The organism is Marinobacter sp. LV10R510-11A (assembly GCF_900215155.1).
GTDB lineage: Bacteria > Pseudomonadota > Gammaproteobacteria > Pseudomonadales > Oleiphilaceae > Marinobacter.
The window spans coordinates 2,383,282-2,397,035 of sequence record NZ_LT907980.1; the positions used below are offsets into that span (position 1 = coordinate 2,383,282).

Annotated in this window: 7 protein-coding genes and 1 pseudogene; 2 read left to right on the forward strand and 6 right to left on the reverse strand. The window is 55.8% G+C overall.

All coding sequences use genetic code 11. The annotated features are described in order from the left end of the window. Nucleotides 1-34: 34 nt before the first annotated feature. Genes ribD through glyA form a run of 3 tightly spaced genes read right to left on the reverse strand, consistent with a single transcriptional unit; the run spans nt 35 to nt 2,943 of the window. The gene (gene ribD / locus CPH80_RS11430) at nt 35-1,150 is read right to left on the reverse strand and encodes a bifunctional diaminohydroxyphosphoribosylaminopyrimidine deaminase/5-amino-6-(5-phosphoribosylamino)uracil reductase RibD (RefSeq protein ID WP_096277896.1); all 1,116 of its coding nucleotides are present in this window, start codon (nt 1,148-1,150) and stop codon (nt 35-37) included. Continuing rightward, entirely contained in the window at nt 1,147-1,665 is a 519-nt protein-coding gene (gene nrdR, locus CPH80_RS11435) for a transcriptional regulator NrdR (protein WP_096277898.1), read from the reverse strand. Before nrdR ends, ribD begins: the two co-directional genes overlap by 4 nt. A gap of 24 nt (nt 1,666-1,689) precedes the next feature. Next, nucleotides 1,690-2,943 carry a serine hydroxymethyltransferase gene (gene glyA / locus CPH80_RS11440; protein ID WP_096277900.1) on the reverse strand — a complete coding sequence of 418 codons (1,254 nt, stop codon included), beginning with the start codon at nt 2,941-2,943 and terminating at the stop codon, nt 1,690-1,692. A gap of 236 nt (nt 2,944-3,179) precedes the next feature. Between glyA and ettA the strand changes: the two are divergent. After that, nucleotides 3,180-4,840, forward strand: a pseudogene (gene ettA / locus CPH80_RS11445) (energy-dependent translational throttle protein EttA). Next, nucleotides 4,840-6,216, forward strand: a complete 1,377-nt coding sequence (radA, locus tag CPH80_RS11450) for a DNA repair protein RadA (protein ID WP_096277901.1) — start codon at nt 4,840-4,842, stop codon at nt 6,214-6,216. The pseudogene ettA and the gene radA overlap by 1 nt, the downstream one beginning before the upstream one ends. A gap of 183 nt (nt 6,217-6,399) precedes the next feature. Here the strand turns inward: radA and hemE are convergent, their stop codons facing one another. The 3 genes from hemE to gltB form a co-directional block, all read right to left on the reverse strand. Continuing rightward, on the reverse strand, nt 6,400-7,464 hold the full coding sequence (gene hemE, locus CPH80_RS11455) for a uroporphyrinogen decarboxylase (RefSeq protein ID WP_096277903.1): 1,065 nt from the start codon (nt 7,462-7,464) through the stop codon (nt 6,400-6,402). Nucleotides 7,465-7,592: 128 nt separating this feature from the next. Beyond that, nucleotides 7,593-9,011, reverse strand: coding sequence for an FAD-dependent oxidoreductase (locus CPH80_RS11460; protein WP_096277905.1), 1,419 nt, complete (start codon nt 9,009-9,011; stop codon nt 7,593-7,595). Nucleotides 9,012-9,101: 90 nt separating this feature from the next. Continuing rightward, entirely contained in the window at nt 9,102-13,547 is a 4,446-nt protein-coding gene (gene gltB / locus CPH80_RS11465) for a glutamate synthase large subunit (RefSeq protein ID WP_096277907.1), read from the reverse strand. Between the last annotated feature and the right edge of the window lie 207 nt (nt 13,548-13,754).

The following is a 13,754-nucleotide window of genomic DNA, read 5'->3' on the forward strand; positions in this document are numbered from 1 at the left end:
TAGCAGCTACGGGATGCACCGTGAATTTAAACGCTTAGCGGCGAACCAGGATCAGACGTTGGTCTTCGCCTACCTGTCGCCGGTCTTGTACGGTCCATTCGATCTTATCGGCCATGGTCTCCAGCGGTAGATGAGCCGTAGGCCGGCCAGTACTGCCCAAGAAAACCGGCGCCTGGTACAGCCAGAGCTCGTCGACAAGCTGTTCGCTGATAAAGGTTCCTGCCAGCGTTGGCCCGGCTTCAACCAGCAGCTCGTTAATGCCCAGTTCGCCCAAGGAATCCAAAAGCTCCGCTACGTCAATGCCGTTATCTTTCCAAGTCACGCCCTTCAGGCGGATCCCCAGTGCGGCAAGATCCTGCGCAGCGGCCGTTGCAAGCGTGGACGAAGCACAGAACACCTGCACTTTACCGCCGCGCAGAATGGTTGCGGAAGGAGGTGTTCTGGCGTCCCTGTCGGCGATCACACGTAACGGTTGCCGGGAAGGTTCTGTGGCATCCCCTATATCCCCGAGCTCCTCACGGCGAACGGTTAATGAGGGATCGTCTGCGAGCACGGTTCCTACACCGGTAAGAATGGCATCACTGACCGCCCTTAGTCGCTGAACATCACGGCGGGCTTCATCTCCGGTGATCCACTGGCTCTCGCCAGAGGCCATGGCGGTGCGCCCGTCTAGGCTGGCAGCCATTTTAAGCCTAACCCAAGGTCGGCCGGTGTTCATGCGCTTCATAAACCCAGGGTTCAGGCGCGCCGCTTCTTCCGCCAAGAGTCCTTCGTAAACTCGTATTCCGGCTTCACGGAGCATATCCAGCCCCCTTCCAGAGACCGCCGGGTTCGGGTCTTTAGTGGCCGCAAATACACGGGACACGCCCGCATCAATCAGCGCCCGGGCACAGGGCGGCGTACGGCCAAAATGACTACACGGCTCAAGCGTGACATAGGCGGTGGCGCCTCGGGCAGCCGGGCCCGCCTGGCTAAGCGCACGAGTCTCCGCATGGCCTTCTCCTGCTCGCTCATGCCAGCTTTCGCCTAGAATCTTGTCACCACGGGCTATCACACAGCCCACTCGCGGGTTGGGGTGCGTTGAATAGCGGCCCCGCCATGCAAGCTGCACGGCACGGGCCATCATGGACCGTTCCCGGAGTTCGGTCATTTTTTTCCTTCAGGCGACTGCTTGCCCGCCAGGGCCTTTGCAACATCAACCGCCACTTCGCCACTCGTCGCCGAAAGCCGCTCAATTTCTTCCTTGAATTCGTTGATATCCTGAAAGCTGCGATAAACGGAAGCAAACCGGACGTAGGCGACTTTATCGAGCTGACGCAGCTCAGTCATCACCTCTTCACCCAGCTGCATGGATTTCACCTCACGCTCACCGGTTGCGCGCAGGCGGTACCTGATGCGGTTTAGCGCCGCATCAATCTGCTCAATACTAATCGGGCGCTTTTCCAAAGCCTTCATAATCCCCGAGCGTAACTTTTCTTCATCAAAAGGCTGTCGCACGCCGTCTTGCTTCACCACTCGAGGCATAACCAGCTCGGCTGACTCAAAGGTGGTCAGACGTTCACGGCATGAAAGGCACTCTCTACGGCGACGCACCTGATCGCCCTCGGCCACAAGGCGCGAGTCAACAACTTTGGTATCCGCTTCACCACAGAAAGGGCAATGCATAATCAGGAACTCCGAAGAGGACGCTTAGCCGTAAACCGGGAAACGCGCGCACAGGGCTTCCACCTGCCCGCGAACACGGTCATTAACGGCCTCATCGTCTAGGTTATCAAGGATATCGCAGATCCATCCCGCCAGTTCACGGCATTCAACCTCGCCAAAACCTCGCGTGGTAATCGCAGGCGTACCAAGACGCAAGCCAGATGTGACAAACGGCGAGCGCGGGTCGTTGGGAACCGCGTTCTTGTTCACCGTAATGTGCGCGCGGCCCAGAGCCGCATCGGCATCTTTACCCGTGATGTCCTGCTTGATCAGGCTAACCAGGAACAAATGGTTTTTGGTGCCGCCAGAAACCACATCGTAGCCGCGAGCCACAAACACATCAGCCATGGCTGAGGCATTCTTAACCACCTGTTTCTGGTAAACCTTGAACTCATCGCTCATGGCTTCTTTGAAGCAGATCGCCTTGGCAGCAATTACGTGCATCAACGGGCCGCCCTGGCTGCCTGGGAACACAGCTGAGTTCAGCTTTTTGTGCAGTGCTTCATCGTCGCAAGCCAGAATCAGGCCGCCACGGGGGCCGCGCAGTGTTTTGTGCGTGGTGGTGGTTATCACGTGGGCGTGGGGTACCGGGTCGGGATACACGCCAGCCGCAACCAGACCGGCTACGTGAGCCATGTCTACAAACAGGTAGGCATCAACCTTGTCTGCAATGGCGCGGAAGCGGGCAAAATCCAGCTCCTGTGAATAGGCAGAGAAACCGGCAATGATCATTTTCGGCTTGTGTTCAACCGCCATGGCTTCCAGCTCATCGTAATCAATAAGGCCGGTGTCGGTGTTGATACCGTACTGCACTGCGTTATACATTTTGCCGGAAAAGCTTACGCTCGCACCGTGGGTTAAGTGACCACCATGGGCCAGGCTCATCCCCAGAATTGTATCACCCGGCTTAACCAGTGCCATGAACACGGCTGCGTTAGCTTGCGAGCCCGAGTGCGGCTGTACGTTGGCATAGGCAGCACCGAACAGCTCCTTGGCGCGATCGATAGCCAGTTGCTCGGCGATATCCACGAACTCGCAACCACCGTAGTAACGCTTACCGGGGTAGCCCTCAGCGTACTTGTTGGTAAGATCGCTGCCTTGGGCTTCCATAACCCGTGGGCTGGTGTAGTTCTCGGATGCAATCAGCTCAATATGAGCCTCCTGACGCTTGCTTTCCGCCTGCATTGCGTTCCAGAGTTCGTCGTCAAAACCGGCGATTTTCATATCACGATTAAACATCGGCGTGCTGCCCCTGTGTGCTTGGCTGGCCCGGAAAGCTCTGAAAAACAGCCCCGGGGATCTCTAAAAATTTGGGTCGCTATTCTAGCCCATTAACGGGTCAAAAATCACCCTTTATGCGGTTCGCAGATACCGTCATACCGATATCGGCCGTTTTCCTGAAATTGCTATAGCTTCCGGGTTTAGATACCTTACAACCCTAATCATATCTCGTTTGCAAAGAGGGTAATGTCTTTATGGCCCAGTACGTATATAGCATGAACCGCGTGGGCAAAGTGGTTCCGCCCAAGCGTGAAATTCTCAAAGATATTTCCCTGAGCTTCTTCCCGGGCGCCAAGATCGGCGTACTCGGCCTCAACGGATCGGGCAAATCCACACTTTTACGCATTATGGCTGGCGTGGATCAGGATTACATCGGTGAAGCGCGCCCCCAACCGGGCATTAATGTAGGTTACCTTCCGCAAGAGCCGGAGCTGGACGACAGCAAAACCGTGAAAGGAATTGTTGATGGGCCGTCGCCGACGTTCACAACGCCCTGGCCGAGCTGGATCAGGTTTACGCAGATTACGCTGAGCCAGATGCGGATTTCGACGCTCTGGCCAAAAAGCAGGGCAAACTTGAAGCACTGATTCAGGCCACCGATGGCCACGACATCGAACGCAAAATGGAAGTTGCCGCCGACGCGCTGCGCCTACCCGCCTGGGATCAGCCGGTGAAAAACCTCTCCGGTGGCGAGCGCCGCCGGGTAGCCCTGTGTCGCCTTTTGCTTTCGGGCCCGGACATGCTGCTTCTGGACGAGCCTACCAACCACCTGGACGCCGAATCCGTAGCCTGGCTGGAGCGCTTTCTGCTCGATTACGAAGGCACTGTGGTTGCCATCACCCACGACCGCTACTTCCTCGACAACGTGGCGGGTTGGATTCTGGAACTGGACCGCGGCCAAGGCATTCCGTTTGAGGGCAATTATAGCCAGTGGCTAGAAAACAAAGAACAGCGCCTGGGCACCGAAGCCAAACAGGAAGCCTCCCATCAGAAGGCCATTAAACAGGAACTGGAGTGGGTGCGTAGCAACGCCAAAGGCCGGCAATCCAAGAGCAAAGCCCGCCTTGCCCGCTTCGAAGAAATGAGCTCGCAGGATTTCCAGAAGCGTAACGAAACCAACGAAATCTATATCCCGCCTGGCCCCCGCCTTGGCGACAAGGTTATCGAAGTGGAAGGTATCAGCAAAGCGTTTGGTGACCATCTGCTTTATGAAAATGTTTCCTTCTCCGTACCACCGGGCGCCATCGTGGGCATCATCGGCGGTAACGGCGCCGGTAAGTCCACCCTGTTCCGCATGCTCGTCGGCGACGACAAACCCAACTCCGGCACCATCACTGTGGGCGAAACGGTCAAGCTGGCCCATGTGGATCAGAGCCGCGACCTGGACGGATCAAAAACCGTCTGGGAACTGCTCAGTGAAGGCCAGGACATCATTAAAGTCGGCAACTACCAAACCCCTTCGAGGGCGTATGCCGGCCGCTTTAACTTCAAAGGCGCGGATCAGCAAAAGCGCGTAAGCGATTTGTCTGGCGGTGAACGTAATCGTTTGCACTTGGCAGCACTGCTGAAAGAAGGCGGCAACGTATTGCTGCTGGACGAACCTACCAACGACCTAGACGTAGAAACCTTGCGCGCCCTGGAAGAAGCTCTGCTGAACTTTCCCGGCTCCGCCATGGTTATCTCGCACGACCGCTGGTTTCTAGACCGTGTAGCCACACACATCCTGGCATTTGAGGATGACGGCGAGGTGATCTACTACGAAGGCAACTTCAGCGACTACAACGAAGATCACAAGAAGCGCAAAGGGGATTCTGCCATGGTGCCCAAGCGCATGAAGTACAAGAAGCTAGCCTGATGGCAAAAGCTAAAACCGCGTATGTCTGCACCGAATGCGGTGCAGACTATTCCAAATGGCAGGGCCAGTGCACGGCCTGCCAGACCTGGAACACCATCAGCGAAGTCCGTGGCGTCAGTAGCACTGCCAAAGGCGGCCGTGGCGTGCGTTTTGAAGGTTTCGCCGGCAGCCTCTCGGCCGTCCAAAGCCTAGACGACGTAAGCCTTGCCGAGCAGGAACGTATCAGCACGGGCATGCAGGAGTTCGACCGGGTTCTTGGCGGTGGCCTTGTTGAAGGTTCCGCCGTGCTTATGGGCGGCCACCCTGGCGCCGGCAAGAGCACCCTGCTACTTCAGGCCGTTTGCCACTTGGCCGCCAGCGTTCCGGCACTGTATGTGACCGGTGAGGAATCCTTGCAGCAGGTAGCCATGCGCGCCAAACGCTTGAGTCTGCCCACCAAAGATCTAAAAATGCTCTCCGAGACCAGTGTCGAGCGGCTCATACAGGTCGCAGAAGCGGAGAAACCACGGATTTTGGTGGTAGACAGTATTCAGGTGATGCATGTGGCGGATACAGAATCTGCCCCGGGCTCAGTGTCTCAGGTTCGCGAAAGCGCGGCCTATTTGACTCGCTTTGCCAAGCAAACGGGCACCATTCTATTTCTGGTTGGCCACGTCACCAAAGACGGCAGCCTTGCCGGCCCAAAGGTGCTGGAGCATATGATTGACTGCTCCATTTTGCTGGAGGGCTCCAGTGACAGCCGTTACCGCACCCTGCGAGGCATCAAGAACCGCTTTGGGGCGGTGAATGAGTTGGGCGTATTTGCCATGCTGGAGCAGGGCTTGAAGGAAGTTAAAAACCCCAGCGCGATCTTTCTGAACCGGGGCGAAGAAGCGGCTCCGGGCAGTGTGGTTATGGTGGTCTGGGAAGGTACGCGGCCGATGCTGGTGGAGATTCAGGCGCTGGTGGATATGGCGCAGGGTGGATATCCGCGGCGTGTGGCGGTTGGCTTGGATCAAAACCGTTTGGCGATGCTTTTGGCGGTGCTGCATCGGCACGGCGGTTTGCATGTTTCGGATCAGGATGTGTTTGTGAACGTGGTTGGCGGCGTGAAGGTTAGCGAGACGAGCGCTGACTTGGCGCTGCTGGCGGCGGTCGTTTCTTCGTTCCGTGATCGTGCCCTGCCCCAAGATTTGGTGATTTTTGGGGAAGTCGGGTTATCGGGGGAGATTCGGCCGGTGCCTAATGGTCAGGAGCGGATTAATGAGGCGGCGAAGCATGGGTTTACTCGTGCCTTAGTGCCCAAATCCAACGCGCCACGTAAGGCTATTGCGGGGATGAAGGTGATTCCTGTGACCAAGCTTAGTGATGCCATTACGGCACTGGAGGAACTTTAAGCTTGGGCCCCAGACTTTGAGCTTTGGAGCATGGACAGTATTGAAAGGCGCATTCCAAAAATGTCGGAGGCCATGGACGGCCGGAGACAAGCGCACATGGACGTGCTCGTAGCGGTTTTTGGAATCGAAGACTTAACCCCCGCCTCCCAGCGCACGAAGGCCAGGAAACGAGGATAGCAAATACTAGCGGTGGTACTCCGGGCTCAATTCAACAACGGCCTCGATGAACGCTTTGGCGTTATCGGGGTTCACTTCGGGAGTGATGCCGTGACCGAGGTTGAAAATATGCCCTGGGCCTGAGCCGTAGCGACGCAGAATGTCGCCCACTTCTTCGCGAATACGTGCCGGTGGCGCGTAAAGCATGGTTGGGTCCATATTACCCTGCAAGGCAACACGATCACCTACTCGCGCGCGGGCATCGCCAATATCTGTGGTCCAGTCCAAACCAACGGCATCCGCTCCCGTATCAGCGATAGACTCCAGCCACTGACCGCCGTTTTTGGTGAACAGAATCACCGGAACATGGCGTCCATCGTTCTCGCGGATCAGGTTGTCCACGATTTTTTGCATGTACCTTAGTGAAAACTCTTCATACGCCCAACTACTGAGCACGCCGCCCCAAGTATCAAAAATCTGAATTGCCTGGGCGCCTGCTTTAATTTGGCCGTTGAGATAATCAATGATCGTGTCCGCAAGGTGATCCAGCAGTTGGTGCATCACCTCTGGCTCGCTGTACATAAGCTTTTTGGCTTCGCGGAAGTCCTTGGAGCCGCTGCCTTCAACCATATAGGTTGCCAGCGTCCAAGGGCTACCGGAGAAGCCAATCAGGGGAACGCTGCCATTGAGTGCGCCACGGATGGTGGAAACGGCGTTCATCACATAATCAAGATCGACTTCTGCCTTAATCTTGGGCAGTGCATCCACATCCGCCTTGGAGCGAATGGTGTGCTTAAACTTGGGACCTTCCCCGGTTTCAAAATAAAGCCCAAGACCCAGTGCATCCGGAATGGTCAGGATATCCGAGAACAAAATCGCGGCATCCAGCGGAAAGCGCTTAAGGGGCTGAAGGGTTACTTCACACGCCAGCGGTGTGTTTTTGCACAAGCTAAGGAAGTCGCCGGCCTTTTCACGGGTAGCGCGATACTCGGGCAGATAACGGCCGGCCTGGCGCATCATCCATACCGGGGTACGATCAACAGGCTGGCGCATCAACGCGCGCAGGAGGCGGTCATTCTTCAACTCGGTCATAGGGGCCCCAGCATTGGCTCTTTCAGTTTGTATTAATTGAACGGGGGCAATGATACCCCGTTTGCCATAATAAAAAAGGCCGGCTTACCCTTAGCAAGCCGGCCTGCCGATCCGGATCGAAGGGTTTGTCAGATATCCAGATAATCCATGATGCCCTCGGCCGCCTGACGGCCCTCCCAAATCGCGGTTACCACCAGATCCGAGCCGCGCACCATATCGCCGCCTGCAAAGATCTTGGGGTTGCTGGTTTGGAAGCCGTATTCCGCCAATTCCGGGGCGGTCACACGGCCAGAATCGTCGATATTGATCGCAAGTTCGCTAAACCAGTCCGCCGGGCTCGGGCGGAAGCCGAAGGCGACCAGTACGGCGTCTGCAGGGATGACTTCCTCGCTGCCCGGAATTACCTCTGGGCGACGACGGCCGTTTTCATCCGGCTCACCAAGCTCGGTCGAGACCACTTTTACCCCTTCAACCTGGCCTTCGCCGACAATAGCAATGGGCTGACGGTTGAAAAGGAATTTAACACCCTCTTCCTTGGCATTCGACACTTCGCGACGAGAACCCGGCATGTTGGCCTCGTCGCGGCGATAGGCGCAGGTTACGCTCTGGGCCTGCTGTCGAATCGACGTGCGATTGCAGTCCATGGCGGTATCACCGCCGCCCAGCACCACCACTCGCTTGCCTTTCAGATCAATGAAATCAGCCGCGTCTTTTTCAAAGCCAAGGCGACGGTTCACATTAGACACCAGGAACGGCAGGGCATCGCAAACCCCTGGCAGCCCTTCGCCCGGAAAGCCGCCTTTCATGTAGGTGTAGGTGCCCATGCCCATGAATACCGCATCATAGTCTTCCAGGATGTCCTTCAGCTGAACGTCTTTACCCACCTCAGTGGACAGTCGAAACTCGACGCCCATTTCCTCGAAGACTTGGCGCCGCCGGGTCATTACGGATTTTTCCAGTTTGAATTCGGGAATGCCGAATGTTAGCAGGCCACCAATCTCCGGATAGATATCAAACACCACCGGTTTTACACCGTTGCGAACCAGCACATCGGCACAGCCGAGGCCCGCGGGGCCGGCGCCGATCACCGCTACTTTCTTGTCGGTCCATTTAACCTGCGACACATCCGGCTTCCAGCCCAAGGCAAAAGCCGTGTCGGTAATGTATTTCTCGACAGAGCCAATGGTAACGGCCCCGAAGCCATCGTTAAGGGTGCAGGCACCCTCACATAACCTGTCTTGTGGGCAAACCCTGCCACACACTTCAGGCAGAGAGTTGGTCTGATGACACAACTCAACAGCTTTCATGATGTTGCCTTCAGCAACCAATTTCAGCCAGTTCGGAATGTAATTGTGTACCGGGCACTTCCATTCGCAATATGGATTACCGCACTCAATGCAACGGTGCGACTGAGAAGCTGCCGTATCGGCGGTATACGGGCGATAGATCTCGCCAAACTCTTTCTTGCGCTTCTTCGCCGGGACTTTCTTCGGGTCTACCCGCCCTACTTCCACAAACTGAAAATCGTTACTAAGTCGTTCTTTCATATTGACGCTCTCATCAACTCAATTTCGACAAGGGCTGCCCCTGCCGGCAACCCTGAACCCTGGCAAATAATCAAACTCAACCGACTGAGCTTATTCAGGGCGCGCACGGGTACTTGCCAATAGACTACTCAAACTCGCAGCTTTGGGTTTCACCAGCCAAAACCGGCCGATGTAATCGTCGAAATCTTCAAGGATATGCTCAGCCCAAGTGCTGCCGGTTTCCGAGATGTGCTCACGAATCACACTGCGTAGATGGTTGCGGTAAGCTTCCATTTCTTCGCGGGAAATACGCTGAATCTCCACCAATTCGTGGTTGTATTTATCAACAAAGGTATTGTCCATATCCAGCACGTAAGCGAACCCGCCGGTCATGCCGGCGCCAAAGTTGGCGCCGGCAGAGCCAAGCACAGTCACTAGTCCGCCAGTCATGTACTCGCAGCAGTGATCGCCGGCGCCTTCAACAACCGAGTGGGCGCCGGAGTTGCGAACGGCGAAGCGCTCGCCGGCCGTGCCTGCTGCAAACAGTTTGCCGCCGGTGGCTCCGTACAGGCAGGTGTTACCGATGATTGCCGTTTCTTGGCTATTAAAGGCGCTGCCACGGGGCGGCTTAACAACAAGTTTGCCGCCGGTCATGCCCTTGCCCACATAGTCGTTGGCATCGCCCTCAAGAATTAGGTTAAGCCCACCAACGTTCCACACGCCAAAGCTCTGACCGGCGGTGCCCACAAGATCCAGCGTGATTGGCGCATCGGCCATGCCCTGGTTTCCGTGCTTCGCGGCAATTTCGCCGGAAAGACGGGCACCGATTGAGCGATCACAGTTGGTTACCCGGTAACTCCACGCACCCCCGGTCTTGCCCTCAATCGCAGGTGTGATTGCCGCAAGCAATTGTTCCGCCAGCAGACCCTGGTCGAACGGCGGATTGCGCTCAACCTGACAGGTTTGAGGCTTGTCAGCTGGAATATGGTCGTTAGATATCAGCCGCGTGAGATCCAGTTTTTTCTGTCGCTCGGTATCCCCCGGCAGGCGAACGAGAAGGTCGACACGGCCAACAAGTTCTTCCAGGCTGCGAACGCCCAGCATGGCCATCCACTCACGGGTTTCCTCCGCTACAAAGCGAAAAAAGTTCATGGCCTTTACTGCGGTGCCTGTGAAATGTTCTTTGCGAAGGTGCTCGTTCTGGGTCGCCACCCCGGTTGCACAGTTGTTTAGGTGGCAAATACGCAGAAACTTACAACCCAGAGATACCATGGGCGTGGTACCAAAGCCAAAACTCTCGGCACCCAGAATGGCAGCTTTCACCACATCCAAGCCGGTTTTGATGCCGCCATCGGTTTGCAGGCGTATCTTTCCACGCAGATCATTGGCACGCAGCGCCTGCTGGGTTTCGGCTAGCCCCAGCTCCCAGGGCGAACCTGCGTAGCGTATGGACGCCAGCGGGCTTGCAGCCGTGCCACCGTCGTAGCCTGAGATGGTAATTAGATCGGCATAGGCCTTCGCGACACCCGCCGCAATCGTGCCGACACCAGGCTCAGAAACCAACTTCACCGAGACCAACGCTTGCGGATTGACCTGCTTGAGATCAAAGATTAGCTGGGCCAGATCTTCAATGGAGTAGATATCGTGGTGCGGCGGCGGAGAAATCAGCGTTACGCCAGGCACCGAGTAACGCAGGCGTGCAATCAGTTCATTTACCTTGCTTCCCGGTAACTGACCACCCTCGCCCGGCTTGGCGCCTTGGGCAACCTTGATCTGCATCACATCGGCACTGCGCAGGTATTCTGCGGTGACACCAAAGCGACCGGAGGCTACCTGTTTGATCTTGGATCGCTTTACGGTGCCATAACGGGCTGGATCTTCACCGCCCTCACCAGAGTTCGAGCGACCACCCAGCGTATTCATAGCAATAGCCAGCGACTCGTGAGCCTCCGGTGACAGAGCGCCCAAGGACATGGCTGCGGAGTCGAATCGGGGGAAAATTTGCTCCACTGGCTCAACCTCGGAAATCCCGATGGCCTCTATGCCCTCTCGGAAGCCAAACAAATCTCTCAGTGTGGTCACCGGGCGCTCGTTTACCAGTGCCGCATACTCCTTGTAGTGACCGTACTCACCCGAAGCGACTGCATATTGCAACTTAGCCACGACATCGGGATTGAACGCGTGGTATTCCTGACCGTGCATGTATTTCAGCAAACCGCCAAGTGCAATGGGTTTACGCGGCTTCCAGGCGACAGATGCCAGTTGCTCTTGATCCTGCTGAAAATCCATAAACCCTGCACCCTGAACGCGACAGGGCACACCCTTGAAGCACAGGTTGGCAACGTCATCCGCAAGGCCAATCGCTTCGAAAAGCTGAGCCCCCCGGTAAGAAGCAATAGTGGAGATGCCCATCTTGGACAGAATCTTTAGCACCCCTTTGTTGATGCCTTTGCGGTAGTTATTCTTGGCTTCAATGGGGTCCATCTGCAATTCGCCGGTGCGAATCAGATCGTTCAGCACCTGATAGGCCAAATACGGGTAGACCGCAGTGGCGCCGAAGCCAAACAGCACCGCAAAATGATGAGGATCCCTGGCCCAGCCAGTCTCCACTATGATATTGGAATTACACCGCAAACGTTTTTCCGATAGGTGATGGTGAACCGCTCCAGTTGCCATCAAAGCGTTCACAGGCAATTCGCCCTGCTTTAGATCCTTGTCCGAGAGAATGAGCAGTACTTTGCCGCTGCGTACCGCTTGCTCGGCCTCATCACACACGCGGCGAATAGCCTGCTCAAGCCCCTCTTCAGGAAGATAGCCCATAGAAATCTGGGCAACCGTAAACCCTGGGCGCTCGTTGTTAGCAATCCGAAGAAACTTGGCCGGTGACAGAACCGGAGTGGTCAGAATGATTCTGTTAGCGTGCTCGGCGGTTTCTTCGAAAACGTTACGCTCTGCCCCCAGGCAGGTTTCCAGAGACATCACGATTGCTTCCCGCAAAGGATCAATCGCCGGGTTGGTTACTTGAGCAAATTTTTGGCGAAAATAGTCTGCAACATGGCGCACCTTGCTGGATAACACGGCCATGGGCGTGTCGTCCCCCATGGAGCCGACAGCCTCTTGGGCATTTTCCGCCAGCGGGCGCAAAATCTGGTCACGCTCCTCGTAGGACACCAAAAACATTTTCTGATGTACCAGCAATTCGTCCGTATCCATCAGCCGGAAATCAGGCGCTTGGTTCAGGGTTGACTCCACTCGCAGCGCATTTTCACGCAGCCACCGCTTGTAGGGTTTTGCCGTTTTAAGCCGCTGATCGATATCCTGGGTGTGCAGTACCTCACCTGTTTCGGTATCAATAGCCAGCATCTGCCCTGGCCCGACACGACCTTTTGCGACCACGTCTTCCGGCTTGTAACTGTAAGTGCCAATTTCCGATGCCAAAGTAATGAAATCGTCTTTGGTAACCACCCAGCGCGCTGGCCTTAGGCCGTTGCGATCCAGCATGCAGACGGCGTAACGGCCATCCGACATAACCAAACCTGCAGGGCCGTCCCAAGGCTCCATGTGCATGGAATTGTATTCATAGAACGCCCGCAGATCAGAGTCCATGGTGTCGACATTCTGCCAGGCCGGTGGAATCATCATGCGCGCTGCGCGAAATAAATCCACCCCCCCTGCCAGCAGGATTTCCAGCATGTTATCCATACTGGAAGAGTCGGAGCCTGCCAAATTAACCAGCGGCTGCAGGGTTTGTAGATCCGGTAGGTTCGGGGAGCTGAATTTGGCAGCCCGGGCTATGGCCCAGTTACGGTTGCCGTCAATGGTGTTAATTTCACCGTTATGAGCCAGGTAGCGAAATGGCTGAGCCAGCGGCCAGCGCGGCATGGTGTTGGTGGAGAAGCGCTGGTGGAACACACAAATGGCGGTGGTGAAATCCGGGTCGCCCAAATCCCTGTAAAAGTTTGCCAGATCCGCTGGCATCATCAGGCCTTTGTAGGCGAGCGTGCGATGAGAGAGGCTACAGATATAAAACTCGGGGTCATCCGCCATATCCAGCTCGGCATGGCGACGCCCGACAAACAGGCTGATGGCAAATTCTTGTTCCGATTTATCGGCAGGCGTTACAAACACTTGCTCGATCCGAGGCATGCTATCGAGAGCTATCGGGCCCAAGCAGCTGTCATCAACCGGCACTTCACGCCAGCCCATTACATCAAGGCCCTGTTCGACCAGTCGTTTTTCGACAGCGGTGCGCCCGTGGGTGGCTTTGCCCGGATCGGGACTGAGGAATACTTGGCCAACGGCAAACAACCCACCGGGCTCTTTGCCAAATGCCAATTTTGCCACTTTTTTCAGGAAGGCGTCAGGGCTTTGAACCAGCAGGCCGCAACCGTCACCGGTTTTCCCGTCTGCAGCGATGCCGCCACGGTGAGTCATGCAGGTAAGCGACTCGATGGCCGTTTTTAACAACTTATGGCTAGTCTCGCCCTTCATGTGGGCGATCAATCCAAATCCGCAGTTGTCTTTGAATTCGTCGGGGTGATACAGACCTGACTTCATAAGCGCCCTCTTGCATATAGATGCATTCTTATCAGCGACTTATGCACCAAAATAGCGCACAAAAATCAACCGACATTAAAAAAACGGGCGAATGATTGTACACACGTATAAACACTTACTCAAAGAGGTTTGACAATACTTTTGGGGGAAGGTTTCACTGATAAAAGCCCTGTTCGATACAAAACAGGGAGTTACCGTGCATCTGCT

What these genes read in the sequence shown, in the direction of transcription:
- ribD (WP_096277896.1), bottom strand. Translation starts at nt 1,150, where the DNA reads ATGACCGAACTCCGGGAACGGTCCATGATGGCCCGTGCCGTGCAGCTT.
- nrdR (WP_096277898.1), bottom strand. Translation starts at nt 1,665, where the DNA reads ATGCATTGCCCTTTCTGTGGTGAAGCGGATACCAAAGTTGTTGACTCG.
- glyA (WP_096277900.1), bottom strand. Translation starts at nt 2,943, where the DNA reads ATGTTTAATCGTGATATGAAAATCGCCGGTTTTGACGACGAACTCTGG.
- radA (WP_096277901.1), top strand. Translation starts at nt 4,840, where the DNA reads ATGGCAAAAGCTAAAACCGCGTATGTCTGCACCGAATGCGGTGCAGAC.
- hemE (WP_096277903.1), bottom strand. Translation starts at nt 7,464, where the DNA reads ATGACCGAGTTGAAGAATGACCGCCTCCTGCGCGCGTTGATGCGCCAG.
- CPH80_RS11460 (WP_096277905.1), bottom strand. Translation starts at nt 9,011, where the DNA reads ATGAAAGAACGACTTAGTAACGATTTTCAGTTTGTGGAAGTAGGGCGG.
- gltB (WP_096277907.1), bottom strand. Translation starts at nt 13,547, where the DNA reads ATGAAGTCAGGTCTGTATCACCCCGACGAATTCAAAGACAACTGCGGA.